Source organism: Streptomyces sp. NPDC046887 (genome assembly GCF_040644755.1).
Taxonomy (GTDB): domain Bacteria; phylum Actinomycetota; class Actinomycetes; order Streptomycetales; family Streptomycetaceae; genus Streptomyces; species Streptomyces lichenis.
Genome location: NZ_JBEYXH010000029.1, coordinates 46,542 through 69,887 on the forward strand (window position 1 = coordinate 46,542; position 23,346 = coordinate 69,887).

21 protein-coding genes and 1 tRNA gene are annotated in these 23,346 nt (G+C 74.6%); 8 read left to right on the forward strand and 14 right to left on the reverse strand.

The features are described from left to right. Positions 1 to 141: 141 nt before the first annotated feature. The 3 genes from ABZ945_RS23630 to ABZ945_RS23640 form a co-directional block, all read right to left on the reverse strand. Positions 142 to 1,008: an SCO1664 family protein gene (locus ABZ945_RS23630; RefSeq protein ID WP_361272862.1), complete on the reverse strand. Its 867-nt coding sequence runs from the start codon at positions 1,006 to 1,008 to the stop codon at positions 142 to 144. Beyond that, the gene (locus tag ABZ945_RS23635; protein ID WP_361272864.1) at positions 975 to 1,562 is read right to left on the reverse strand and encodes a DUF3090 domain-containing protein; all 588 of its coding nucleotides are present in this window, start codon (positions 1,560 to 1,562) and stop codon (positions 975 to 977) included. Before ABZ945_RS23635 ends, ABZ945_RS23630 begins: the two co-directional genes overlap by 34 nt. 127 nt (positions 1,563 to 1,689) lie before the next feature. After that, positions 1,690 to 2,409: a histidine phosphatase family protein gene (locus ABZ945_RS23640; protein WP_361272866.1), complete on the reverse strand. Its 720-nt coding sequence runs from the start codon at positions 2,407 to 2,409 to the stop codon at positions 1,690 to 1,692. A 53-nt stretch (positions 2,410 to 2,462) separates the two neighbouring features. On the opposite strand from ABZ945_RS23640, the gene corA reads away from it, so the two are divergent. Then, on the forward strand, positions 2,463 to 3,458 hold the full coding sequence (gene corA / locus ABZ945_RS23645; protein ID WP_361272956.1) for a magnesium/cobalt transporter CorA: 996 nt from the start codon (positions 2,463 to 2,465) through the stop codon (positions 3,456 to 3,458). Between the two features lie 13 nt (positions 3,459 to 3,471). Here the strand turns inward: corA and ABZ945_RS23650 are convergent, their stop codons facing one another. Next, positions 3,472 to 4,275 (reverse strand): ferritin-like domain-containing protein, encoded by an 804-nt coding sequence (locus ABZ945_RS23650; RefSeq protein WP_361272868.1) that lies wholly within the window; start codon positions 4,273 to 4,275, stop codon positions 3,472 to 3,474. Positions 4,276 to 4,707: 432 nt separating this feature from the next. Continuing rightward, the gene (locus ABZ945_RS23655) at positions 4,708 to 5,760 is read right to left on the reverse strand and encodes an LLM class F420-dependent oxidoreductase (RefSeq protein ID WP_361272870.1); all 1,053 of its coding nucleotides are present in this window, start codon (positions 5,758 to 5,760) and stop codon (positions 4,708 to 4,710) included. Positions 5,761 to 5,979: 219 nt separating this feature from the next. Here ABZ945_RS23655 and ABZ945_RS23660 point away from each other — a divergent pair, with 219 nt between their 5' ends. Then, the gene (locus ABZ945_RS23660) at positions 5,980 to 6,963 is read left to right on the forward strand and encodes an aldo/keto reductase (RefSeq protein WP_361272872.1); all 984 of its coding nucleotides are present in this window, start codon (positions 5,980 to 5,982) and stop codon (positions 6,961 to 6,963) included. After that, a complete protein-coding gene (locus ABZ945_RS23665; RefSeq protein ID WP_361272875.1) occupies positions 6,960 to 9,356 on the forward strand; it encodes a helix-hairpin-helix domain-containing protein in 2,397 nt (798 codons plus the stop codon). The genes ABZ945_RS23660 and ABZ945_RS23665 overlap by 4 nt, the downstream gene beginning before the upstream one ends. A 264-nt stretch (positions 9,357 to 9,620) precedes the next feature. On the opposite strand, the gene ABZ945_RS23670 is transcribed toward ABZ945_RS23665, so the two are convergent. Then, positions 9,621 to 10,289, reverse strand: coding sequence for a hypothetical protein (locus ABZ945_RS23670; RefSeq protein ID WP_361272877.1), 669 nt, complete (start codon positions 10,287 to 10,289; stop codon positions 9,621 to 9,623). Positions 10,290 to 10,336: 47 nt separating this feature from the next. Between ABZ945_RS23670 and ABZ945_RS23675 the strand changes: the two genes are divergently transcribed. Next, positions 10,337 to 10,525: a DUF5703 family protein gene (locus ABZ945_RS23675; protein WP_007380901.1), complete on the forward strand. Its 189-nt coding sequence runs from the start codon at positions 10,337 to 10,339 to the stop codon at positions 10,523 to 10,525. A 218-nt stretch (positions 10,526 to 10,743) separates the two neighbouring features. On the opposite strand, the gene ABZ945_RS23680 is transcribed toward ABZ945_RS23675, so the two are convergent. From ABZ945_RS23680 to ABZ945_RS23690, 3 genes are all read right to left on the reverse strand, one after another. After that, positions 10,744 to 11,616, reverse strand: a complete 873-nt coding sequence (locus ABZ945_RS23680) for a chaplin (protein WP_361272880.1) — start codon at positions 11,614 to 11,616, stop codon at positions 10,744 to 10,746. Between the two features lie 176 nt (positions 11,617 to 11,792). After that, entirely contained in the window at positions 11,793 to 12,026 is a 234-nt protein-coding gene (locus tag ABZ945_RS23685; protein WP_361272883.1) for a chaplin, read from the reverse strand. A 290-nt stretch (positions 12,027 to 12,316) separates the two neighbouring features. Continuing rightward, a complete protein-coding gene (locus ABZ945_RS23690; RefSeq protein WP_248635027.1) occupies positions 12,317 to 13,648 on the reverse strand; it encodes a M20/M25/M40 family metallo-hydrolase in 1,332 nt (443 codons plus the stop codon). A gap of 192 nt (positions 13,649 to 13,840) precedes the next feature. Between ABZ945_RS23690 and ABZ945_RS23695 the strand changes: the two genes are divergently transcribed. Further along, a tRNA-Leu gene (locus tag ABZ945_RS23695) sits at positions 13,841 to 13,925 on the forward strand. 445 nt (positions 13,926 to 14,370) lie between these two features. After that, positions 14,371 to 15,630, forward strand: a complete 1,260-nt coding sequence (locus ABZ945_RS23700) for an ROK family protein (RefSeq protein WP_361272886.1) — start codon at positions 14,371 to 14,373, stop codon at positions 15,628 to 15,630. Positions 15,631 to 15,644: 14 nt separating this feature from the next. On the opposite strand, the gene ABZ945_RS23705 is transcribed toward ABZ945_RS23700, so the two are convergent. Together ABZ945_RS23705 and xylA are read right to left on the reverse strand one after the other, a co-directional pair. Then, entirely contained in the window at positions 15,645 to 16,301 is a 657-nt protein-coding gene (locus ABZ945_RS23705) for a maleylpyruvate isomerase N-terminal domain-containing protein (protein WP_361272958.1), read from the reverse strand. A gap of 83 nt (positions 16,302 to 16,384) precedes the next feature. Continuing rightward, positions 16,385 to 17,554 carry a xylose isomerase gene (gene xylA, locus ABZ945_RS23710; protein WP_361272888.1) on the reverse strand — a complete coding sequence of 390 codons (1,170 nt, stop codon included), beginning with the start codon at positions 17,552 to 17,554 and terminating at the stop codon, positions 16,385 to 16,387. 169 nt (positions 17,555 to 17,723) lie between these two features. Here xylA and xylB point away from each other — a divergent pair, with 169 nt between their 5' ends. Then, the gene (gene xylB, locus ABZ945_RS23715; RefSeq protein WP_361272960.1) at positions 17,724 to 19,208 is read left to right on the forward strand and encodes a xylulokinase; all 1,485 of its coding nucleotides are present in this window, start codon (positions 17,724 to 17,726) and stop codon (positions 19,206 to 19,208) included. Positions 19,209 to 19,227: 19 nt separating this feature from the next. Here the strand turns inward: xylB and ABZ945_RS23720 are convergent, their stop codons facing one another. Beyond that, complete coding sequence (locus ABZ945_RS23720; RefSeq protein WP_361272891.1) at positions 19,228 to 20,487, reverse strand: MFS transporter; 1,260 nt, start codon at positions 20,485 to 20,487, stop codon at positions 19,228 to 19,230. A gap of 83 nt (positions 20,488 to 20,570) precedes the next feature. On the opposite strand from ABZ945_RS23720, the gene ABZ945_RS23725 reads away from it, so the two are divergent. Continuing rightward, positions 20,571 to 21,503, forward strand: a complete 933-nt coding sequence (locus ABZ945_RS23725; protein WP_361272894.1) for a pseudouridine synthase — start codon at positions 20,571 to 20,573, stop codon at positions 21,501 to 21,503. 46 nt (positions 21,504 to 21,549) lie between these two features. Here the strand turns inward: ABZ945_RS23725 and ABZ945_RS23730 are convergent, their stop codons facing one another. Together ABZ945_RS23730 and ABZ945_RS23735 are read right to left on the reverse strand one after the other, a co-directional pair. Further along, complete coding sequence (locus ABZ945_RS23730) at positions 21,550 to 22,185, reverse strand: MBL fold metallo-hydrolase (protein ID WP_361272897.1); 636 nt, start codon at positions 22,183 to 22,185, stop codon at positions 21,550 to 21,552. Continuing rightward, positions 22,185 to 23,270, reverse strand: coding sequence for an S-(hydroxymethyl)mycothiol dehydrogenase (locus ABZ945_RS23735; RefSeq protein WP_361272900.1), 1,086 nt, complete (start codon positions 23,268 to 23,270; stop codon positions 22,185 to 22,187). Before ABZ945_RS23735 ends, ABZ945_RS23730 begins: the two co-directional genes overlap by 1 nt. Positions 23,271 to 23,346 lie beyond the last annotated feature (76 nt).

Sequence of the window (23,346 nt, forward strand, 5' to 3'; positions counted from 1 at the left end):
GCGTCCGGATACGAACCGGATACGGGTCGGACCGGGGCGGAGGGACCGCGGTGGCCGGAGCGGCGCTCTTGCGGAGGGGCGTGCGGTATGCGCCCGGGGAGGTGGGCCCCGGGGGGTGCGGTCTTCCCGCCGTCCCCGGTCTCAGACGGGCGGCCAGGGGATGGCCGGCCACTGCCCGGACGGTTCGGGGTGGCGGCCGGAGGCGCGCAGGGCGGCCACCCGGGCGCGGAGCGCGGTGAGCTCGTCCGGGGTGATCAGTTCGGCCAGCCGGGTGGCGAGCGGGGCGGCCGGGGCGAGCGCCTCGGCGAGGCCGGCCAGGGTGTCGCGGGCCTCGTCGGGCAGCGGTTCGCCGGCCCAGCCCCACAGCAGGGTGCGCAGCTTGTCCTCGGTGTGGAAGGTGACGCCGTGGTCGATGGCGTGCAGCCGGCCGCCGGGCGCGGGCAGCAGATGGCCGCCCTTGCGGTCGGCGTTGTTGACCACCGCGTCGAGCACGGCGAGCCGCCGCAGCCGTATGTCGTCGGCGTGCACCAGCAGGGCGGTGCGGTCCTCCTCGACCTGCGCGTACCCGATGGCCTTCCAGCCGTCGCCGGGCTCGTCGCCGTCGACCAGGGCGAGCAGTTCCGCGTCCGGGTCGCTCTCCACCCAGAGCTGCACCATGCCGGGGCCGTACGGGCCGTCCCGCAGCACGGTCGGCGGGACCAGGTCCCAGCCGGTGGCCTCGGAGACCGCGTAGGCGGCGACCTCGCGCTCGGCGAGCGTGCCGTCCGGGAAGTCCCACAGCGGGCGCTCTCCGGCGATCGGTTTGTAGACGCAGTCGACCTCCCGCCCCCGGTACGCGGCGGTGCAGAGCAGCACCGCGTTGGACGCCTCCCGGACCTGCCCGCGCACGGTCAGCTCGCCCTCGGCGAGCACCTCCAGCAGCTCGTCCGGGGCCGGCACCGCATCCGGAACCGGGCCCGTGTCGCCGGCCGGCCTCACGCCCGCCGGTACCCGTTCTGGCGCGGGCATACATGTCCTTCCGGATCGAGCGGCAGGCTGCACAGCGGGCAGGGCGGGCGGCCCGCGTTGACCACGTCCAGGGCGCGCTTGGCGAAGGCCCGGGCCTGGGAGCCGGTGAGCCGGACCCGAAGCATCGGCGGGCCGTTCTCCTCGTCCTGGAGCAGCCGCTCCTCGGCCTCGGCCAGGTCCTCCTCGGAGTCGGCCTCCAGCTCGACCAGGGCCTGTGCCTCCACGATCATCCGCTGGTCCTCGCCGTCCCAGGCGAGCGCCATGGTGCCGACCCGGAACTCCTCCTCCACGGGGGACTCCAGCGGCGCGGTGTCGGTGGCCTCGGAGGTGGCGACGGCGGGCACCGGGGCGTTGCCGCCGGTGCGGCGCACCACCTCGTCCAGCAGTTCGTCGATGCGCTCGGCCAACGCGGCGACCTGGGTCTTCTCCAGGGCGACGCTGGTGGTGCGGCCGCCCGCGGACGCCTGGAGGAAGAAGGTGCGGCGCCCAGGCAGCCCGACCGTGCCGGCCACGAAACGCTCCGGTGGGTCATAGAGGAACACCTGACGGGACACGTTCCCTCTCCCTTGCTTCAGTTCGCGGCCGGCCGTGCTCCGGCACGCGGTGCTCTCACCGAGGCGATACGCGGCCGGTGAGGCGACGACGGCGCCTCGGGCCCGTCCACCCTACTGTGCGAAGGGATCACGGTGCGCCCGCGCCGCCGCCCACCTCCGCGTTCCCGCTCGCGGCGACGTCCCGGCCCGCATCCGGTCCCTGCTCCGGCCGCTCGCGCGGGGCGAACGCGGAGAGGTCGCCGGTGTCGCCGAGTCGCAGCAGAAATGGCCGCAGACGGGTGTAACGGATGGCGGTCACGGAACAAGGGTCCACATGGACGCGCTGGAACAGATCGAGATGCATACCGAGGGCGTCGGCGACGACCGACTTGATGATGTCGCCGTGCGAGCACATGAGGAACACGGCGTCCGGGCCGTGCTCGGCCTCCACCCGGGCGTTCCACTCGCGGACCGCGTCGACGGCGCGGGCCTGCATGGCGCGCATGGACTCGCCGCCGGGGAAGGCCGCGTCGGAGGGGTGCTGCTGGACGACCTCCATCAGCGGTTCGCCGGACAGCTCGGAGAGCTTGCGGCCGGACCAGTCGCCGTAGTGGCACTCCCCGATCCGGTCGTCGGTGTGCACGGGCAGTGCGGGGCGGGCGTCCAGCAGCGGGCGCAGGGTCTCGCGGCAGCGCTGGAGCGGGCTGGAGACGGCGGCGGCGAGCGGCACCCCGTCGAGGCGCCCGGGGAGCGCGGCGGCCTGCGCGGCGCCCCGCTCGTCCAGGGCGATGCCGGGGGTCCAGCCCGCCAGCACGCCGTCGGTGTTCGCGGTGGAGCGTCCGTGCCGTACCAGGATCAACGTGGCCATGGCTGCCAGGGTAGGCGGCCGGACGGGTGCGCGGCCCGGCGCCCGGAGGGAGAATACGCGCTGTGATCGTCGACTGCGCCGTCTACCAGGACGGCCACCGCACCGAGGGTTCGGACGACTTCTCCGACGCGCTGGACGCGGCCCGGGCGTCCGGTGGCGACACCTTCCTCTGGATCGGGCTGCACGAACCGACGGAGAAGGAGTTCACGCACGTCACCGAGGAGTTCGGGCTGCACCCGCTGGCCGTGGAGGACGCGCTGAAGGCGCATCAGCGGCCCAAGCTGGAGGTGTACGACGACTCGCTGTTCATGGTGCTGAAGCCGGTGGTGTACGAGCCGGAGAGCGACACCGTGTCCACCGGGGAGCTGATGGTGTTCGTCGGCGACTCCTTCGTGGTGACCGTGCGGCACGGGGCGGGCGCCCCGCTGGCGGCGGTACGGGACCGGCTGGAGCGGGAGCGGGACGTGTTGCGGCAGGGGCCGACGGCGGTGCTGTACGCGATCAGCGACGCGGTGGTGGACCACTACATCGATGTGGCGGGCGAGCTCCAGGTGGACCTGGAGGAGCTGGAGACCGAGGTGTTCCAGCCGGCCGGCGGGGACGCCAAGAACACCGCGGCGCGGATCTACACCTTCAAGCGGCAGGTGCTGGAGTTCCGCCGGGCCACCAATCCGCTGTCCGGCCCGACGGCCCGACTGGCGAGCGGCGGGGTGCCGTTCGTCAGCGAGGAGGCGCAGCCGTTCTTCCGGGACGTGGCCGACCACCTGACCCGGGCGACCGAGCAGGTGGAGGGGCTGGACCGGCTGCTTTCGGACATTCTGTCGGCCCATCTCGCGCAGATGGGCGTGCGGCAGAACGACGATATGCGCAAGATCTCGGCCTGGGCGGCGATGGCGGCGGTGCCGACCATGGTGGCCGGGGTCTACGGGATGAACTTCGAGTTCATGCCGGAGCTGAAGGAGGAGTGGGGCTACCCGGCGGTGGTGCTGCTGATGGTGGTGGCGGTGATCGGCCTGCACCGGCTGTTCAAACGGCGCGGCTGGCTGTGACCCCGGCAGCGGTTCAGTACGCGGGGGCGTGCGCGGGCTCGCGCTCGGGCTCCGCCGGGCCGCCGAGGGCGTCGCGGCGCTCCGGCATCCGCAGTTCGGTCATCCGCCGCCAGCCGCCGGCCCGCTCGTAGCCGTACAGGGCGTGGACACCGGCGGCGAGCAGCGCCGACTTGGCCTTGGGCCAGCGCAGGATGCGGCCCATGTGCGCCAGGACGGCGAGGCTGACGTCCCGGTAGACGGCGGTCTCCGCGAGGGCGGACTCGCGCAGGGTGCGCAGGATGAACCGGCCGTGCCCGGCGCGGGCCAGCCGCAGCAGCTCCTCGTGGCAGTAGGCGAGGTGGTTGTCCTCGTCGTGGCTGATCATCCGGATCGCCTTGCCGACCTCGGGGTGGTCGCCGAAGTAGCGGACCAGCATGTCCATCTGGTCGGCGGCGCGCTGCTCGGTGACCCGGCTGTGGCAGAGGTAGACCACGATGTCCCGCTCGGTCAGCGGCTGGTCCCGGCGCAGCTTGTCGTGGGTGAGGCCGATGCCGCGCCGCTCCAGCAGCATGGTGTAGTCGGTGGCCGCGGGGACGGGGGCGGACTTGAGGCTCCGCTTGCGCAGCAGCCCCTGGAAGATCCGGCCGTGCTTGTCCTCGTCCGCGCCGTGCCGGGCGATCTTGGGGGCCAGTTCCCGCAGGCCCTCGGGGACGAGGGCGGCGATCCGCCCGTTCTCCCAGCCGCCCTGGGCCTCCCCGCTGGCCGCGATGGAGCAGAACAGCCGGTAGGACTCGTCGTGGTCCAGGATCTCCTGGAACAGGCTTCGGGCCGACAGCATGGGTGCCACCTCCGTACGCGCACGCCCGGACCGCCGGGCTTCCCGGTCTCCTTGCGTGCTTCCATCCGTCTCCGCCGGGGACGGGCGGCATGCCGTACGAGGGGTGAAGCAACGAGGACGGGCGCGGGAGTGCGCCGATCGGCTCTGCCCGGTTGCGTAACCCCGGGGCGAGTGGGGCGTTGTGCAGCGCGACGGCCGTGGCGGGGATGACCCCGAGCCCCCACCACGGCCGCAGACCTGTCCGGACTCCGCGCCTGCGTCGCGCGTCTCCGGCGTGCCGCGTCTCCGGCGTGCCGCGTCTCCGGCGTGTCGCTTCTCCGGCGTGCCCCGTCTCCGGCTTTGTCGCGTCTCCGGCTGTGTCGCGCGCGTCCGGCCGGCCGGGTGCGGCCCCGGGGCGTCAGCCGCACACGCCCCGGGGCCCTCTTCCCGCTCTCAGTCCACCAGCCCGGCGTGCTCCAGGGCCTCGGTGCCGGCGCGGAGGGCGGCGATCCGCTCCTCCAGGGTGAAGCCGGCCGGGGCGAGGGTCAGCGTGGTGACCCCGGCCTCCGCGTAGGCGGCCATCTTCTCGGCGATCCGCTCCACCGAGCCGAGCAGGGTGGTCTGGTCGATCAGCGAGTGCGGTACGGCGGCGGCCGCACCGGCCTTGTCGCCACCGAGGTACTTCTCCTGGATCTCGGCGGCCTCCTTCTCGTACCCCATCCGCTGGGCGAGCTGGTTGTAGAAGTTCTGCTTCCGGCTGCCCATACCGCCGACGTACAGCGCGGTGTACGGGCGGAACATGTCGGCGAGCCCGGTGACGTCGTCGCCCACGGCCAGCGGCACGGTGGGCACCACGTCGAAGCCGTCCATGGTCTTGCCGGCCTTCTCCCGCCCGGCCCGCAGCGGGCGCAGGGCGGTCTCCTCCAGATGCTCGGCGGAGGGGAAGATCAGCAGCGCGCCGTCGGCGATCTCGCCGGTCTGCTCCAGGTTCTTCGGGCCGATCGCCGCGATGTAGAGCGGGATGTGCTCGCGCTCCGGGTGCACGGTGAGCTTGATGGGCTTGCCCGGGCCGCCGGGCAGCGGCAGCGTCCAGTGCTCGCCGTCGTGGGTGAGCCGCTCCCGGGCCATCGCCTTGCGCACGATCTCCACGTACTCGCGGGTGCGGGCCAGCGGCTTGTCGAACTTCACCCCGTACCAGCCCTCGGAGACCTGCGGTCCGGAGACGCCGAGACCGAGGCGGAAGCGGCCGCCGGAGAGCGAGTCCAGGGTGGCCGCGGTCATGGCGGTCATCGCGGGCTGGCGGGCCGGGATCTGCATGATCGCCGAGCCGATGTCGATGTTCTCGGTCTGGGCCGCGACCCAGGAGAGCACGGTCGGCGCGTCCGAGCCATACGCCTCGGCGGCCCAGCACACGTCGTACCCGAGGCGATCCGCCTCCTGTGCGACGGCGAGGTTGTCGCCGTCCATGCCCGCGCCCCAGTAGCCGAGGTTGATGCCGAGCCGCATACAGGTCCCCTTACACACCGTTTACTGACCAGTAACGTCCTGGGGGCGGAGCCTAGCGCGCCCCTCCCCGTCCCGTCAGGGGGCGGGTCCGCCAAGCCGGCCCCGGCGCTCCTTGCCGGGTGCTGTGGACAGGCGCCCCACCCGAAGGTGCGGCGGTCTCTCCCCACGGTTGTCCACAGCCTCTCTGCCCGTACGCCTCCGGCCAGTAATCTCGCCGCCATGGAGCAGAGGCATCTGGGCCGGACCGGCCTGCGTGTGTCCCGGATCGGGCTCGGGACCCTCACCTGGGGCCGGGACACCGGCGAGCACGACGCCGCCGACCAGCTGAAGGCGTTCTGGGAGGCGGGCGGCACGCTGATCGACACGGCGGACGTGTACGGCGGCGGCGAGGCCGAGTATCTGCTCGGGCAGCTCGTGGAGCGGCTGATCCCCCGTCATGAGCTGGTCATAGCGACCAAGGCCGGCAGCGTGGCCGACCCGGACCGCCGGTTCGACGGATCGCGCGGGCATCTGCTGGCGGCGCTGGACGCCTCGCTGGCCCGGCTGGCCACCGACTATGTGGACCTGTGGCAGGTGCACGCCTTCGACCCGGACACCCCGCTGGAGGAGACCCTCCAGGCGCTGGACATCGCGGTCAGCAGCGGGCGGGCCCGCTATGTGGGGGTGTCGAACTACTGCGGCTGGCAGCTGGCGAAGGCCGCGACCTGGCAGCTCGCCGGGGGTGGCGGCCGGGCCCGGCTGGCCAGCACCCAGATGGAGTACTCGCTGCTGCAGCGGGGCGTGGAGCGGGAGGTGCTGCCCGCCGCCCGGGACCTCGGTGTCGGGCTGCTGCCGTCCTCCCCGCTGGGGCGCGGGGTGCTGACCGGCAAGTACCGCCAGGGCGTCCCGGCCGACTCGCGCGGCGCCTCGGAGCGGCTGGCGGCCTTTGTCGAGCCCTATCTGGACGAGGACGCCGCCCGGGTGGTGGAGGCGGTGACCATCGCGGCGGACGGACTGGCGGCGACCCCGCTCCAGGTGGCCCTGGCCTGGGTGCGGGACCGGCCCGGGGTGACCGCCCCGATCGTCGGCGCCCGCGACGCGCGGCAGCTCACGGCGGCGCTGTCAGTGGAGGCCCTTAGTCTTCCTGACGAGATCAGACGGGCGCTGGACGATGTCTCGGCCCCCGTGCACCGCTACCCCGACCAGGACTGGAGCACCCTGTGACCGCGCTTCCCCGGGGGGAGACCCCCGGCCACCCGAGCGACAGCGACGACGAGCCCGCGGCGGAGGAGCAGGCCGCGGAGGAGCACGCCGCGCCCGCCGAGCCCGACCCGCAGCAGAAGTCGGAGCCGGAGTCGGAGTCGGCGGACGGTCCAGAGCCGGAGGCGGAGTCGGCGGACGGTCCGGAGCCGGAGGCCGGTCCGGAGCGGGGAGGGGAGCCGGCCTTGGAGGCACCGGCCTTGGAGGCACCGGCCTCGGAGGCACCGGCCTCGGAGGCACCGGCCTCGACTGGGGCCGGGCCCGACGAGAAGGAGCCGGGCGGCTCGGACGCCTCGGCCGGGGGGCTGTCGGAGGCGCAGGCGGAGCTGGCGGCCCAGCGGGAGCTGCGGGCCAGGATCGAGGAGCGCAAGGCGGCCAAGGGCGGTCCGCTCCAGGCGGGCGGGAAGCTCAGCGGCTCCGCGGCCGATCTGCTGGCCGCGGTGCGCGCGGTGGAGAGCGGTGAGCAGACGGGGGCGGCCCTGTACGACTCCCCCGCGCCCCCGCCGCGCGGGTCCGCGCCCCGGCCGGCGGCCCCCGAGCCGGTACGCACGGCCCCCGCGCCCGAGCGGCGGCCGCATGATGCCCGGCGCGCCGCCAGCCCGGAGGCGGTGGCCGCGGTGCGGTCGGTGCTGGCCGAGGGCGGGGCGCCCGAGGCGTTCGCCGCCCGGGTGGCCGAGGCGCTGGGGGAGACGGCGGCGGACGCCCTGCGGGAGGACCCCTGGCGGCTGCTGGCGGTGCCCGGGCTCCGGCCGGAGCAGGCCGACGGCTTCGCCCGGGCGCTGCTCGGTGCCGAGTGCGGTCCGGACGACGGCCGCCGTGCGGTGGCGCTCACCGGCTGGCTGCTCCAGCAGGCCGCCGAGCGCGGGCACACCGCCGTGGACGCGGACGAGGTGCGGGCGGCGCTGGCCGAGCGGCGCGTGCCCGACCCGGACGAGGCGGTGCGGCACACCGTGGCCGAGGGCGCGGTGCTGGTCTTCCGCGAGGGAGCGGACGGCGAGCACGAGGAGGAGCCGGATCCTGACCCGGAGGGCGAGGAGACGGCGGAGGCCGGAGGAGACGAGGGCGGACGCGCCCCGGGGCGGGTCCTGCTCGGGCTCGACCGCTATGCGATGGCGGAGGAGAGCCTGGCGGACGGGCTGGCCCGGATCGCCCGCACCGCCCCGGAGGAGCGCTGGCGCGAGCTGCGCCCGGCCGAGCTGGCGGGTCCGCTCGCCGAGCACGGGCTCGTGCTGCACACCGGCGGCGAGGAGGCCCGCCGGGAGCCGGTGGCCCTGGCCGACGCGGCGCATGACCGCGGGCTGCGGGCGACGGTGGCCGCGTACACGGGCGACGGTGTCCGACGGACCCCGCGTCCCGGCGGCGGCCCCGGTGAGGGCTCCGGCGAGGCGGGCGCGGCCCGGGTGACGGTGGGCGGGCTGCTCTCCGGTGCGGCCGGCCCGGGCCGGGACGAGGAGGGGGCGCTGGCGCTGGACCTGCTGGTGGTGCTGGACGCCCCGAGGCTGGACGTGGAGACGGCCGCGATGCTGGTGGAGGCGCTGCCGGACGGCTGCCGACTGGTGCTGAGCGGTGACCCCGGTGAGCTGTGGTCGGCGGGCGCGGGCCGGGTCTTCGCGGATGTGCTCGCGGCCGGGGTATGCCCCAAGGCAGCCTCCCGCCTCCCCGATCACGGCCCGATCGGGGAGCTGGTCTCCGGGATCGGGGTCGGTGAGCTGAACCAGGTGGCCGCTCCGGGCAAGGAGGTGGTGATCGTCCCGGTGCGGGACGCCGGGGAGGCCGTCCACCGCACGGTGCAGCTGGTGGCGGACTCGGTGCCCCGGGCGATCGGTGTGCCGGTCGAGCACACCCAGGTGATCACGGTCGGGCACGGGGGTTCGGCCGGCACCCGGGCGCTGAACGCGACACTGAAGGAGCGGCTCAACCCGGGCCCCGGACGGTTCGGCGGGTTCGACCCGGGCGACCGGGTGGCGTACACCCCCGCGCCGGGCCGGACCGTGCCGGGCATGGTGGTCTCGGCGGACGCGGAGGGGCTGCACCTGGACTGCGGCGAGACCGGCCGGACCACCGTCCCCAAGGACGCCGTGGAGTCCTCGGTCCGGCACGGCTGGGCCCTGACCGCCCACCAGGCGGCCGGGACGCGCTGGCCGGCCGCCGTGGTGGTGCTCCCGGGGGACGCCGCCCCGGGGCTGGACCGCGCCTGGGTCTACACCGCCTTCGGCCGCGGCGAGCGGCACCTCTCGGTCGTCCACGGCGTGGACCAGGCCCTCCCCCGCGCGGTCGCCGAGATCCTCCCCCGCCCTCGCACCACCCGGCTCACCGAACTGCTGACCCGACTGCTCGCCCCGGCGACCGACGACTGACGCCCACCCCGGCCGACCCGCCGGGCCCTGGGAACAGACGGGCCCGGGCCCCCGGTGGACCCCGCCCCGGGCTCGCCCGCCCTCGGTCCCGGGTCTACGGGCAGGGGGCTACGGGCCGGGGCGGTCCCGACGCGGTCCCTTCCGGCGCGCCACGGCACCGGGCATGACTCGGCCCGCCGCCCCTGGGCGGGGCGGCGGGCCGGGGGGGGTGTGCGATGGGGACGGCGGCGCCGTGAGGGCCGCGGCCCGGTCGCAGGAGAGCCGTCAGGCGGAATCGCGGCGGGGGGCCAGGCCGGGGGTGTCCTGGAAGTCGTCCTCGTCGAAGACCGCGCTGACGTCGAACCGGCAGATCACCCGGCCCGGTTCGGCCTGGTCGAACGGGGTGCTCAGCCACTCCCCCGGCTCGGGCAGTTCGTCCGCGGCGGCGACCCAGAGCGTGGAGTCGCCCTCCTCCAAGCCGAACTCGGCGTGCCGGGAGGCGATCTCGTCCGGCTCGAACTCGCCGAACAGCACCCCCAGCGCGGCGTGGGTGCTGGCGCCCACCATGGCGACGGCGTCCGCGCCCTCGTCCTCTTCACCCCGGTCCAGGTCGGCGACGCGCTGCGCCTGCGCCAGCAGTCTCTGCGGCTCCACCACCGCGTAGTCCCGCCGGATCAGCACCGTCAGCGCGTTCGGCTCGGTCGGGCCCTGGTAGGGCGGCAGGGAGTCCTCCACGCCCGGGATCTCGAAGGGCGTGACCTCGTCGTACCGGTCGTAGAGGCGCTCGTCGTAGGCCTCGGCCGCGGCGGCCAGGGCGTTGAAGGCCGCGTGGACGGCCGGGTCGTCTTCACCGGTGCGGTTCTCCACCGCCTCCAGGTGCCGGTCCAGTGCGGCCTTGACCGCCTCGGCGGCGGCACGTACCTCGGCAGCGGTGGGCTGCGCAGCATCAGACATAGTGCAGACGCTATCCGTACCGGGCGGGTGGCCGCACAATAGATGCGATGCCGGAATACGAATTCGTCGACGTGTACGTCCCTCGCGGGGTCTCCCGCAAGGATGCCACCCGTCTGCTCACCGACCATGCCGAGTACGGACACTGGGAGCTGGACCGCCTGAGCCTGATGCGGGACGGCAGCCGCCGGGTCCGCCTGCGACGGCGGATCATCCGCCAGGTCCGGGCCACCTGGTAGCCCCGGACCCTCAGCCGGGAGGACAGCGAACCGGGGGAACGCGGACATCGGGCCCGGAGGAGGCCCGGACGAGGACCGGAGACCGGAAGCGGGGCGGCCCTGGGTTCAGGGCCGCCCCGCTTCATGGCCGGGCCCCGCAGGGCCGGGCGCGCGGACGGTCATGGCGCGCGGTGGGGGCGCCGGGCGCGGGAGCGCGTGCGGCGGCCCGGGTGCGGCGGTTACGCGGCCCGGCGGGCGCGCCGGTAGAGGACCGCGCCACCGAGCAGCAGCGCCCCGGCGGCGGGGATGATCGCCCCGAGCGGGGCGGCACCGGTGAGCGCCAGCTCGTCGTCCTTCTGCGGGGTGTCGGTCTGGGTCTCCGGGGTGTTGGGCCCGGTGGGCTCGTTCGGAGTGCCGGGGGTGCTGGGGTTACCGGGAGTGCCGGGGTTGCCAGGAGTGCCGGGGTTTCCGGGCTCACCCGGGTTGCCGGGGTTCCCCGGGTTGCCGGGCTCACCGGGGTTCCCAGGCTGACCGGGGTTGCCCGGATTCCCAGGGTTCCCAGGGTTGCCCGGATTCCCGGGGTTCCCGGGGTTGCCCGGGTTGCCGGGATTCCCGGGGTTGCCCGGGTTGCCGGGATTCCCGGGGTTGCCCGGGTTCCCGGGGTTGCCGGGGTTGCCCGGGTTGCCCGGCTGGTGGCCCGAGTGGCCGTTCTGGCACTTGTTGCCGAAGGTCGGGTTGAGTCCGCCGACCACGTTCACGCTGTTGCCGCAGGCGTTGACCGGGACGGTGACCGGGGCCTGGACGTTGTTGCCGGAGGCGACGCCCGGGGAGTTGCTGGTCGCACCGGCGGCGTGCGCCCCGCTGCCCTGGTTGACGCACTTGTTCCCGAAGGACGGGTTGAGGGCGCCGACCACGTTGACGGAGTTGCCGCACGCGTTCACCGGGACGCTCACCGGCGCCTGGACGGCGTTGCCGGAGCCGACGCCGGGGGAGTTCGCCGCCGCACCTTCGGCGCCGGCACCGCCGTGCGCCTGCGCGTAACCCCCGCCGAGGGCGAGCACGCCGCCTGCGGCCGCGATGAGGGTCAGGCCCTTGCGAGTGACCTGTCGCATTGCTGGTTTCCTGCCTTCCAGGCTTCCTTGAGTACCCCGGGCGCCTCGCCCGCGGGCATGGTGCGGTCCGGCAAGCACGGGCCCGCAATGCCCGCCGGCCCCGGAGCGCATGGCGCGCGCTCCGGGGCCGGCCGGACGTGGACCACTAGCGGACCGCTAGGGGAGAGGGCTCAACGTCACTTGTTGATGCAGGTGTTGCCGAAGGCCGGGTTCAGCAGGCCGATGACGTTCACCGTGTTGCCGCAGGCGTTGACCGGGATGTGGATCGGCACCTGGACGACGTTGCCCGAGAGGACGCCCGGGGAGCCCACAGCGGCGCCCTGCGCGCCCGCGTCGGCGACGGCCATACCCGCGCCCGCCAGCATCAGGCCACCCGCGGCAGCCGCGACAGCGGCGACCTTCTTGATCATTGTTCCTCCTAGTTGGCAATGCGGTCCCAGCCGCGGACCGCACACCTGTAACGAAAGGGAGGGAAGGGGGCTACGCGCCGGTGGTGCCGTTCACCCTTTCCGGTCGGAGGGGCACAAGCAGGCGATTATTGGAGTGTCGTTTCAGCCGACTAATGCCGCGCGCGATGCCGTGCCATGCCGTACGCGCCCTGTGCGCAACCCGTGCACAAGGCCGCGCGCCGCCGTGACACCGCAGGTCGGCGGCGTCGCGGCGGCGCGCGGTAGGGTCCGTACCCGGCGGCCGGCCAGGCTCAGCTGGCGTCGAGGAACCGGTCCAGCACCCGTACCCCGAACTTCAGGCCGTCCACCGGGACGCGCTCGTCCACGCCGTGGAACATCCCGGCGAAGTCCAGCTCCGGGGGCAGCTTCAGCGGCGCGAAGCCGAAGCAGCGGATGCCGAGGTCGTCGAAGGACTTGGCGTCCGTACCGCCGGAGAGCATGTACGGCACCGCGCGGGCGATCGGGTCCTCGGCGCGCAGCGCGGACTGCATGGCGTCCACCAGGTCACCGTCGAAGGTGGTCTCCAGGGCCTTATCGGCGTGCACGTCCTCGCGGCGCACCCGGGGGCCGAGGATCCGGTCGAGGTCGGCGAGGAACTCCTCCTCGTGGCCGGGCAGGAAGCGGCCGTCCACATGTGCGGTGGCCTGGCCGGGGATGACGTTCACCTTGTAGCCGGCGCCCAGCATGGTGGGGGCGGCCGAGTTGCGCAGGGTGGCGCCGATCATCTTGGCGATGCCGCCGAGCTTGGCGAGGGTCGCCTCCATGTCGTCCGGGTCGAGCGGGGTGCCCAGCGCGTCGGACAGCTCGTCCAGGAACGACCGTACGGTCTTGGTGACCCGGACCGGCCAGGTGTGCCGGCCCAGCCGGCCGACCGCCTCGCACAGCTCGGTGATGGCGTTGTCGTTGTTGGTCATCGAACCGTGCCCGGCGGTGCCGTCCACGGTGAGCCGCATCCAGTGCATGCCCTTCTGGGCGGTCTCCACCAGGTACAGCCGCAGGTTCTCGTTGACGGTGAAGGAGAAGCCGCCGACCTCGCCGATGGCCTCGCTCACCCCCTCGAAGAGGTCCGGGTGCTTGTCCACCAGGTAGCGGGCCCCGTAGGTGCCGCCGGCCTCCTCGTCGGCGAGGAAGGCCAGCACCACGTCGCGCGGCGGCTTGCGGCCGCTGCGCAGCCGGTCGCGGACGACCGCCAGGGTCATCGCGTCCATGTCCTTCATGTCGACCGCGCCGCGCCCCCAGACGCAGCCGTCCGCGATCTCCCCGGAGAACGGGTGGTGGGTCCAGTCCTCGGCGTTGGCCGGGACGACGTCGGTGTGCCCGTGGATCAGCAGCGCGGGCCGCGACGGGTCCTCGCCGGCGATCCGGGCGACCGTGGAGGCCCGGCCCTTGTGGGACTCGATGATCCTCGGTTCGAGTCCGACCTCGGCCAGCTTCTCCGCGACGTACTCGGCGGCCGCCCGCTCCCCCGGGCCGGAGTGGTCGCCGTAGTTGCTGGTGTCGATCCGGATGAGGTCGCGGCAGAGGTCGACGACCTCGTCCTCGCCCGTGACGGCGGTGGTCCGCGCCTGGCTCGACTCGCTCACGCTTCTTCCTCCCGGCTGGCTGTGGCTGACGGTTCCTGCCCCCATCCTCCCCGCTCCCCCGCCATACGCCCAAGGCGGTTCCGGGCCCGGCCGGGCCCCGGCGGACGCCGCTCGGGCGGGTGATCGGGCGCCCCGAATGTTTGCTATGGTTTTCCACGTCGGAACGGCCCAGGGCCGCGAGACAGACACCTGGTCCGGGTGGCGGAATGGCAGACGCGCTAGCTTGAGGTGCTAGTGCCCTTTATCGGGCGTGGGGGTTCAAGTCCCCCCTCGGACACGTGCGCAGGCGCTGACTGATCTGGTCAGCGCCTGCGGTGTTTCCCCACTCCCGTCCGGATCGGACGCCGCGAGCCCCGGATGCTGTCAGTGGTGGCGTCTACGGTGCGTCCATGAGCGACGACTCACAGCGGCCGGTGACGGCTCAGCGCCCGGCAGTTCTGCGGAAGGCGGCAGCGACCAGCCCCGGCGCCCCGCGTTACCTCTATCTCGACATTCAAGGGCACCGCAACGCCGCCGGCGGTTATGACGCCGACGCGCTGGAGATCATCAAGGAGTTCCTGCTGGGATTCCCGGTGGCTCCAACGACGTCCGGAACTTCGCCCTCCGCTGCCCGCGCCACCACCGTGACCGGAGGTGGAAGGCGAGTCCGCCGAAGGCGTACCGGTAGAAGGCACGCACCGACAGGGCCGCCATACCGGGGCTCGCATAGGGTCGGGCGCACGATGAACAGCACGGGTGAGCCGTCGCGGGGTGGGGGCGGCAGGGATGGCAAGGCGGGCAAGGACACGGTGCGGCGGCACAATCTGAGCCTGGTGCTGCGCGCGGTGTACGAGGAGGGGGAGGCGACCCGGGCGGCGGTGGCGGCGCGGGTGGGGCTGACCAGGGCGGCGGTGTCCTCGCTGGTGGAGCAGCTGCTCGCGGGCGGGTTGCTGAGCGAGCGGGGCAAGACCTTCAGTGGGCAGGCCGGGCGGCCGGGGACCGCGCTGCGGGTGGCGGACACCGGTCCGGCGGGGCTCGGGGTGGAGGTCAATGTCGACTATGTGTCGGTGTGTGTGGTGGATCTGGCCGGGGCGGACCGGGTGCGGCTGACCGAGCACCGGGACAACCGGGGCGTTCCGCCGGAGGAGGTGCTGGCGCGGGCCGCGCGGATGGCCGGGCGGGCGCTGGAGTCGGCGGCGGAGCGGGGTCTCCGGGCGGTCGGGGCGCGGCTGGCGCTGCCCGGGCTGGTGTCGGGCGGCTCGGTACGGCAGGCGCCCAATCTGGGGTGGGACCGGGTGGGGGTGGAGGAGTTGTTCGCGGGGGCGCTGGGCGAGGCGGCGGGGCTCGGGGGGCCGGCGGTCGGGGTGGACAACGAGGCCAATGCGGCGGCGCTGGCGGAGCTGTGGTTCGGGGGGACGGGTACCGCCTCCGGGGCGCGCAGTTTCGTGTATCTGACCGGGGAGATCGGGGTGGGCGGGGCACTGGTGGTGGACGGGTCGCTGCTGCGCGGGGCGCATGGGTTCGCCGGGGAGATCGGGCATCTGGTGGTGGACGCCGACGGGCCGCGCTGCCGGTGCGGGTCGCGCGGCTGCCTGGAGCGGTACGCGGGGCAGGCGGCGCTACTGCGGGGCGCGGGCATCGAGGAGTCGGCGGGGGCGGCGGGGGTGGCGGAGCTGGCGGCGCGGGCCCGTCGGGGCGAGCCCCGGGCGGTACAGGCGCTGGAGCGGGCCGGGCGGATGCTGGGGCTGGCGGTGTCGGGGGCGGTGAACCTGCTGGACCCGGACGCGGTGGTGCTGGGCGGGGTGTTCCGGCCGCTGATGGAGTGGCTGGGCCCGGCGGCGGAACGGGAGTTGGCCGACCGGGTGGTGTCCGGGCTGTGGGCGGTGGGCAGCGGCCGGCTGCGGGCCTCGTCCTCGTCGGGGGACGCGGCCCGGGGCGCGGCGGCGGTGGTGGTCCGCGGGGTGCTGGCCGACCCGGCCGGGTATGCCGCGCCGCCTGTTTGATGAGGGGCCGGGCGTCAGCCCAGGTAGAGCGGCAACCGGTCGGTGAGGGAGCCCAGTTCGGTTCGCTGGGCTTCGGTGGGTGGTCGGCGGCCGGTGCCCAGCAGCAGGGCGTCGGTGTCGGTGAGGGCGGCGGGGAAGGGGGCGCCCGCGATCTCCTCCAGGAGCGCCCGGGCCCGGGCCAGGCCCTCGGCCGGCGGTGGCGGCACGGCCGGGAGGTGGGCGGCCAGGTCGAGGTGGTGCAGGGTCCACTCCAGGACGTACGCGGTGAGGTAGTCGGCCGCGGTGAGGACCTGGTCCTGGGTGCTCACCCGGGCGGCCGGGTCGGCGAGTACGGCGGCGCGGCCCGCGGCGGAGCCGATGTCGTCCAGGTGGAACCGGAGCAGGCCCGGGTCCTGGTAGGCGGCGGCCAGCCGGACGGTCAGCGCGGCCAGCGGGTCGTCCCCGGTGGGCGGGGCGTCCTGGAGGCGCCAGTAGGTCACCGCGTCGGCGGTGGCCTCCGTGTCGGCGGGGGTGGCCAGGGTGATCAGGACGTCCTGGGCGTCGATGACCAGATGGCACACCAGGTCCCGCACCAGCCAGCCCGCGCAGCCGGAGGGCCGCGCGAAGTCCTGGTCCGGGAGTTCGACGACCGCCGCGCGCAGCGCCGCCCAGGAGCGTACGAAGAGGTCCACACCGGAGAAGAGATCCACAGGGGCACGGTAGTGGGGGGGCCGAGGGGCACGGTAGTGCGCGGGTGGAGTCGGGGCGGCGGCCGTCAGCGGACGCCGAGGAGGTGGTCCAGGGCGAGCTGGTCGAGGCGTTCGAAGGCCATGGAGCGGCCGGCGGCGGCGGTCGCGTCGAGCTCCTCGTATGAGGAGCGGTCGGCGAGCAGGGCGGCCAGACCGTCCTCGGCGGTGGGCCGGGCCAGCTCGTCCAGGCGGGAGGCGCGCAGGGCCTCGCGTACCTCGGGGTCGGCGCGGAAGGCGGCGGCGCGCTCCTTGAGGATCAGGTAGTTGCGCATGCAGTTGCGGGCCGACTCCCACACCCCGTCGAAGCCGTCGGTGCGCACCGGCTTGAAGTCGAAGTGGCGCGGCCCCTGGTAGCCGGCCGTCTCCAGCAGGTCGACCAGCCAGAACGCCTGGCGCAGATCGCCGGCGCCGAAGCGCAGGTCCTGGTCGTACTTGATGCCGGACTGGCCGTTGAGGTCGAGGTGGAACAGCTTGCCCGCCCACAGGGCCTGGGCGATGCCGTGCGGGAAGTTGAGCCCGGCCATCTGCTCGTGGCCGGTCTCCGGGTTGACGCCGACGAGCTCGGGGCGTTCCAGCCGCTCGATGAAGGCCAGGGCGTGGCCGATGGTGGGCAGCAGGATGTCGCCGCGTGGCTCGTTGGGCTTGGGCTCGATGGCGAAGCGCAGCTCGTAGCCCTGCTCCGAGACGTACTGGCCGAGCAGGTCGAAGGCCTCCTTCATCCGGTCGAGCGCGGTGCGGACGTCCTTGGCGGCGCCGGACTCGGCGCCCTCGCGGCCGCCCCAGGCGACGTAGATCCCGGCGCCGAGTTCCACGGCGAGGTCGATGTTGCGGATCGTCTTGCGCAGCGCGTACCGGCGGACGTCGCGGTCGTTGGCGGTGAAGCCGCCGTCCTTGAAGACCGGGTGGGTGAAGAGGTTGGTGGTGGCCATCGGCACCCTCAGCCCGGTGCGGTCCAGGGCGTCGCGGAACCGCTTGACTGCGGCCTCGCGTGCGGCCTCGGAGGCGCCGAAGGGGATGAGGTCGTCGTCGTGGAAGGTGACCCCGTACGCGCCGAGCGCGGCGAGCCGTTCGACGGACTCCACCGGGTCGAGGGCGGGGCGGGTGGCGGTGCCGAAGGGGTCGGCGCCCTGCCAGCCGACGGTCCACAGACCGAAGGTGAAGCGGTCCTGGGGGGTGGGGGTGTAGCGGTCCGGCATGGCGGGTGCTCTCCTCGGGAGACTAGGGGGCTGGGGGCTGATTGGGGACGGTGACTCGGACTCGGCGGTGTGGGGGGTATTTGTTTTTTGGCATTACTAATACGCTACGGGCGGCGCACCGCCAAGAGGCCGGAGTCCGCAGTGCGGAGAGGGAAGTGGGGTGAGCGGGATGGCGCCGTCGTCGTCCGCGGCCGTGATCGGGGTGGACAGCTCCACGCAGTCCACCAAGGCCGTCGTGGTGGAGGCGGGAACGGGCCGGGTGCTGGCCGTCGGCCGCGCCCCGCACACCGTCACCGGGGAGGCGGGGGCCCGGGAGAGCGATCCGGGGCAGTGGTGGCGGGCGCTGGTGGACGCCGTCGGGGTGGCGCTGGCCGAGGTGCGGGCGGCGGGTGGGCCGGGGCCGGGCGGTACGCACCGGATCACCGGGATCGCGGTCGCCGGCCAGCAGCACGGGCTGGTGGTGCAGGACGCGGCCGGGCGGCCGCTGCGGCCGGCGCTGCTGTGGAACGACACCCGGTCGGCGCCGCAGGCCGCCGCGCTGACGGCCGAGTGGGGGGTGGCGGGGTGGCTGGCGCGGACCGGGTCGGTGCCGGTGGCCTCGATGACGGCGGCCAAGTGGCGTTGGCTGGTGGAGCATGAGCCGCGGACCGCGCAGGCGGTGGCCGGGGTGCGGCTGCCGCATGACCATCTCACCGAGCGGCTGTGCGGGGTCGCCGCCACCGATCCCGGGGACGCCTCGGGCACCCTCTGGTACAGCACGGCCACGGACTCCTATGACCCGGAGCTGCTGGAGCTGATCGGGGTGGAGCGGGCCCTGCTGCCGGAGATCGCGCCATCCGGCGGCAGCCGGGTGGGTGGGCTGAGCGCCGCCGCGGCCCGGGAGTTGGGGCTGCCGGAGGGGATCGCGGTGGCCGCCGGGACCGGGGACAACATGGCGGCGGCGGTGGGTCTGGGCCTCGGCGGGGCGGGGTTGCTGGATCATCCGGTGGTCTCGCTGGGCACCTCCGGCACGGTGTTCGCCGCCACCCGGGAGCGTCCGGCGGTGGCCGCGCTCGCCGGGTTCGCCGCCGCGGACGGTGCGGGGGTGTACCTGCCGCTGGGCTGCACGCTCAACTGCACGCTCGCGGTGGACCGGGTGGCGGGGCTGCTGGGGCTGGAGCGGGAGGACGCCGAGCCGGGCGGGGAGGCGGTGCTGCTGCCGTATCTGGACGGGGAGCGCACCCCGGACCTGCCGGGCGCCTCGGGGCTGCTGACCGGGCTGCGGCACGCGACCAGCGGCCGGCAGCTGTTGGGCGCGGCCTACGAGGGGGCGGTGTTCACGGTGCTGCGGGCGCTGGAGGCGCTGCCGGGCGGCGTGGCCGACGGCGTGCCGCTGCGGCTGACCGGGGGCGGGGCGCGCGGCCGGATGTGGGTGGAGACGGTACGGCGGCTGTCCGGGCGCCCGGTGGTGCTGCCGCGCGGCACCGAGTTGGTGGCGCTGGGCGCGGCCGCGCTGGCCGCGGGTGCGGCGGGCGGGGGCGACCCGGTCGCGTTGGCCGCGGACTGGGGCTTCGGCGAGGGCCGCACCCTGGATCCCGTACCGCGGGACGAGGAGGCGTGGCAGCGGATCGAGGCGGTGCTGGCGGGATACGCGGGGGTGTTGGGCGGGGGGTGAGGCCGACCCTCACGGCGGCTCAGGGGCGGGTCGGTTCGGGGTGGGCGGGTTGGTCGTCCGGGGCGGTGGCGGCGGGCAGCAGCAGCGGGGTGGCGAGGAGGAGCAGACCGGCGGCCGCGATCGCCGGGCGGGGGCCGGTCAGGGCGGCCAGCAGGCCCCAGAGGGCGGTGGTCCCGGCGACGGCGGCCTTGCCGGTGACCGACCAGGCGGCCAGGGTGCGGGCGGTACGGTCGGCCGGGACCCGCCGCAGCCGGAGGGCCGCGTACACCGGGTTGAAGACGCCGATGCACAGCAGCATGCCGGACTGGACCACCAGGACCAGGACCAGGCCGCCGGTGCGCGGGCCGACGAAGGCCAGCCCCAGCGGCCAGCACACCCGCAGGGTGCCGGCGGTGCGCAGGACCCGCCGCGCGCCGAACCGGTCGACCAGCCGGCCGGCCAGCCGGGAGCCGATCAGCCCGCCCGCGCACGGCAGGGCGAAGGCCAGCCCGTACTGCCAGGGCGCGAAGCCCAGTTCGCCGAGCATCAGCACGGCCAGCACCGGGGAGACGGCCAGGATCAGGGCGTTCACCAGCACCGTGTGGGCGAACAGCGGCCGCAGCACCGGGTCGGCCAGGATGTACCGCCAGCCGGCCGACACCTCGGCGGTACGCCGGGCCGCCGCGCCCCCCGGCGGGCGTACCGGCCGTACCGGACGGGGTTCGCCGCCGCCAATCGCACGGACGCCGACGGCGGAGAGCAGATAGCCGGCCGCGTTCGCCAGTACCACCGCCACCGGGCCGAGCAGCCCGGTCAGCGCCCCGCCGAGCGGCGGCCCGAGGAGGGTGGCGGTCCAGGTGGTGGACTCCAGGCGGCCGCTCGCCACGACCAGGTCGTCCGGGCGGACCAGCGCCTTGAGGCAGGCCCCGGCGGCCGCGGTGAAGGCGATGTCGGCGGCGCCGACCACCACCGCCACCACCAGCAGCTGGACCAGGCCGAGCCGGTCCAGCGCGTAGGCGGCGGGGACGCTGAGCAGCGCGGCGCAGCGGAGCAGGTCCATCGCGACCATCACCGGCCGCTTGCGGCGGAACTCCACCCAGGGGCCGAACGGCACCGCGGCCAGCGCCCCGACGGCCGGCCCGGCGGCCGCCAGCAGCGACACCTCGGCCGGACCGGCGTGCAGCACCAGGATGGCGACCAGGGCGAACGCGTCGAAGGCCACCCAGGTGCCGAAGGTGCTCGCTGCGTACGCCGCCCACAGCCAGCCGAAAGACCGTCCCAGCCGCCGTCCGGCCGCCATGCCCGTACCCCCGTCCCCGCCACGTCCGGGGGCAAGGAAAGCGGGCGGCGGGCCGTGGGTCAAACGGCGGCTACCGTGGGGCGGTGCGACGAAGGACGAGGCCGCCGGCGGCGCCGCTGCCGCAGCGGGCGGGGATCGATCCCGTACGGGTGCGGCTGCCGGCCGATCCCGGCGGGGCGTGGGCGACGGTACGGGACCATCTGCTGGCCCGGTACGCGGCGGCGGTGGGCCCGGAGCGGGTGGACGCCATGCTGGCGGGCGGGCGGTTCGTCGGGGCGGACGGCGCCGCGGTACGGGCGGAGGAGCCGTACCGGGAGGGGCGGCTGCTCTGGTTCCACCGGGACCTGGCGCCGGAGGAGCGGGTGCCGTTCGCGGTGGAGGTGGTGCACCGGGACGAGCGGATCGTGGTCGCGGACAAGCCGCACTTCCTGGCCACCACCCCGCGCGGGCGGCACGTCACCGAGACGGTGGTGGCCCGGCTGCGGCGCGACCTCGGGCTGCCGGCGCTCCAGCCCGCGCATCGGCTGGACCGGCTGACCGCCGGGCTGGTGCTGCTGGTGGTGCGGCCGGAGAACCGGGGCGCGTACCAGACGCTCTTCCGGGACCGGCTGGTGCGCAAGGAGTACGAGGCGGTGGCGCCGTACGATCCGGCGCTCACCGTGCCGGTGACGGTGCGCAGCCGGATCGTGAAGGAGCGCGGGGTCCCGGCGGCGTACCAGGAGCCCGGGGAGCCCAACAGCGAGAGCCGGGTCGAGCTGGTGGGGCGCGACGGCCCGCGTGGGCTCTACCGGTTGACGCCGCTGACCGGGCGGACGCATCAGCTGCGGGTGCATATGGACGCGCTGGGGGTGCCGATCCTCAACGACCCGCTGTATCCGGTGGTCCGGTCGGAGGAGGAGCCTGAGGACTTCGGGCGGCCGTTGCAACTGCTGGCGCGGGCGCTGGAGTTCACCGATCCCGTGACGGGGGCGGAGCTGCGGTTCGACAGTGGGCGGCGGCTGGCCGAGTGGCGTTGAGCCCCGGCCGGGACGGTGGTCTCGACCGGGGGTGCGGAGCAGGGGGTCAGTGGCCGCGTTCGATCCATTCGGCGAGGTGGGGGGCCTCGTCGCCGATGGTGGTGGTGTCGCCGTGTCCGGTGCGGACGACCGTGTCCGGGGGGAGGGTGAGGAGCCGGTCGCGGAGCGAGTCGATGATGGTGGGGAACGAGGAGAAGGAGCGGCCGGTGGCGCCGGGGCCGCCGGCGAAGAGGGTGTCCCCGGTGAAGACGGTGGTCAGGGCGGGCGCGTGCAGGCAGACGGCGCCGGGCGCGTGGCCGGGGGTGTGCAGCACGGTCAGCTCGGTGCCGGCGACGGTGAGGACCTGGCCGTCGGTGAGTTCGCCGTCGGGGGCGCGGTCCGGGTGGGTCTGGCGCCAGAGGGGGAGGTCGTCGGGGTGGAGGAGGATCGGGGCGCCGGTGGCCTCGGCGAGGGCGGGGGCGGCGTCGATATGGTCGTTGTGGGCGTGGGTGGAGACGATGGCGAGCAGGCGGCGGTCGCCCACGGCGGCGGCGATGGCCTCGGCGTCATGGGCGGCGTCGATGACGATCGCCTCGGTGTCGTCGCCGACGATCCAGACGTTGTTGTCGACGTCCCAGGTGCCGCCGTCCAGGCTGAAGGTGCCGGAGGTGGTGAGGTGGTCGACGCGTACGGCGGCGGACATCAGAAGACCACCACCGAGCGGAGGACGTCGCCCTCGTGCATCCGGGCGAAGGCCTTCTCGACCTCGTCCAGGGCGATGGTCTCGGTGACGAAGGCGGACAGGTCGATCCGGCCCTGCTGGTGCAGGTCGATGAGCATCGGGAAGTCCCGGGAGGGCAGGCAGTCCCCGTACCAGGACGATTTCAGGGCGCCGCCGCGGCCGAAGACGTCGAGGAGGGGGAGCTCCAGCTTCATGTCGGGGGTGGGGACACCGACCAGGACGACGGTGCCGGCCAGGTCGCGGGCGTAGAAGGCCTGGGTGTACGTCTCGGGGCGGCCGACCGCCTCGATGACCACGTCCGCGCCGAAGCCGCCGGTGAGTTCGCGGATCGCCTCGACCGGGTCGGTGGTGCGGGAGTTGACGGTGTGGGTGGCGCCGACCTCGGTGGCCTTGGCCAGCTTGCGGTCGTCCACGTCGACGGCGATGATCCGGGCCGCGCCGGCCAGCCGGGAGCCGACGATGGCCGCGTCCCCGACGCCGCCGCAGCCGATGACGGCGACCGTGTCGCCCCGGCCGACGTTCCCGGTGTTGATCGCGGCGCCGATGCCGGCCATCACCCCGCAGCCGAGCAGTCCGGCGACGGCCGGGGAGGCGGCCGGGTCCACCTTGGTGCACTGCCCGGCGGCCACCAGGGTCTTCTCGGCGAAGGCGCCGATGCCCAGGGCCGGGGTCAGCTCGGTGCCGTCGGCCAGGGTCATCTTCTGCCGGGCGTTGTGGGTGGCGAAGCAGTACCAGGGGCGGCCGCGCAGACAGGCCCGGCACTGGCCGCAGACGGCCCGCCAGTTGAGGATCACGAAGTCGCCGGGGGCCACGTCGGTGACGCCCTCGCCGACCGACTCCACGGTGCCGGCGGCCTCATGGCCGAGCAGGAAGGGGAAGTCGTCGTTGATGCCGCCCTGCTTGTAGTGCAGATCGGTGTGGCACACCCCGCAGGCCTGGATCTTCACCACGGCCTCGCCGGGTCCGGGGTCGGGGATGGTGATGGTCTCGACCCGTACCGGCTCGTCGCGTCCGGGTGCGATCACCCCTCGGACCTGCTGCGTCATGGCACGCCGTCCCTTCGTCACGCCTCGATGATGTTGCCTGTACGGTCCACTATCGCGCACCCGCCACGCACCGCGA

Excerpts from the sequence above, each read along its gene's own strand:
- ABZ945_RS23675 (WP_007380901.1), top strand. The coding sequence starts at position 10,337 with ATGCCGGAATACGAATTCGTCGACGTGTACGTCCCTCGCGGGGTCTCC.
- xylA (WP_361272888.1), bottom strand. The coding sequence starts at position 17,554 with ATGCCGGACCGCTACACCCCCACCCCCCAGGACCGCTTCACCTTCGGT.
- ABZ945_RS23630 (WP_361272862.1), bottom strand. The coding sequence starts at position 1,008 with ATGCCCGCGCCAGAACGGGTACCGGCGGGCGTGAGGCCGGCCGGCGAC.
- ABZ945_RS23670 (WP_361272877.1), bottom strand. The coding sequence starts at position 10,289 with ATGTCTGATGCTGCGCAGCCCACCGCTGCCGAGGTACGTGCCGCCGCC.
- ABZ945_RS23655 (WP_361272870.1), bottom strand. The coding sequence starts at position 5,760 with ATGCGGCTCGGCATCAACCTCGGCTACTGGGGCGCGGGCATGGACGGC.
- ABZ945_RS23660 (WP_361272872.1), top strand. The coding sequence starts at position 5,980 with ATGGAGCAGAGGCATCTGGGCCGGACCGGCCTGCGTGTGTCCCGGATC.
- ABZ945_RS23685 (WP_361272883.1), bottom strand. The coding sequence starts at position 12,026 with ATGATCAAGAAGGTCGCCGCTGTCGCGGCTGCCGCGGGTGGCCTGATG.
- ABZ945_RS23730 (WP_361272897.1), bottom strand. The coding sequence starts at position 22,185 with ATGTCCGCCGCCGTACGCGTCGACCACCTCACCACCTCCGGCACCTTC.
- ABZ945_RS23700 (WP_361272886.1), top strand. The coding sequence starts at position 14,371 with ATGAACAGCACGGGTGAGCCGTCGCGGGGTGGGGGCGGCAGGGATGGC.
- ABZ945_RS23720 (WP_361272891.1), bottom strand. The coding sequence starts at position 20,487 with ATGGCGGCCGGACGGCGGCTGGGACGGTCTTTCGGCTGGCTGTGGGCG.
- ABZ945_RS23640 (WP_361272866.1), bottom strand. The coding sequence starts at position 2,409 with ATGGCCACGTTGATCCTGGTACGGCACGGACGCTCCACCGCGAACACC.
- ABZ945_RS23680 (WP_361272880.1), bottom strand. The coding sequence starts at position 11,616 with ATGCGACAGGTCACTCGCAAGGGCCTGACCCTCATCGCGGCCGCAGGC.
- xylB (WP_361272960.1), top strand. The coding sequence starts at position 17,724 with ATGGCGCCGTCGTCGTCCGCGGCCGTGATCGGGGTGGACAGCTCCACG.
- ABZ945_RS23650 (WP_361272868.1), bottom strand. The coding sequence starts at position 4,275 with ATGCTGTCGGCCCGAAGCCTGTTCCAGGAGATCCTGGACCACGACGAG.
- ABZ945_RS23735 (WP_361272900.1), bottom strand. The coding sequence starts at position 23,270 with ATGACGCAGCAGGTCCGAGGGGTGATCGCACCCGGACGCGACGAGCCG.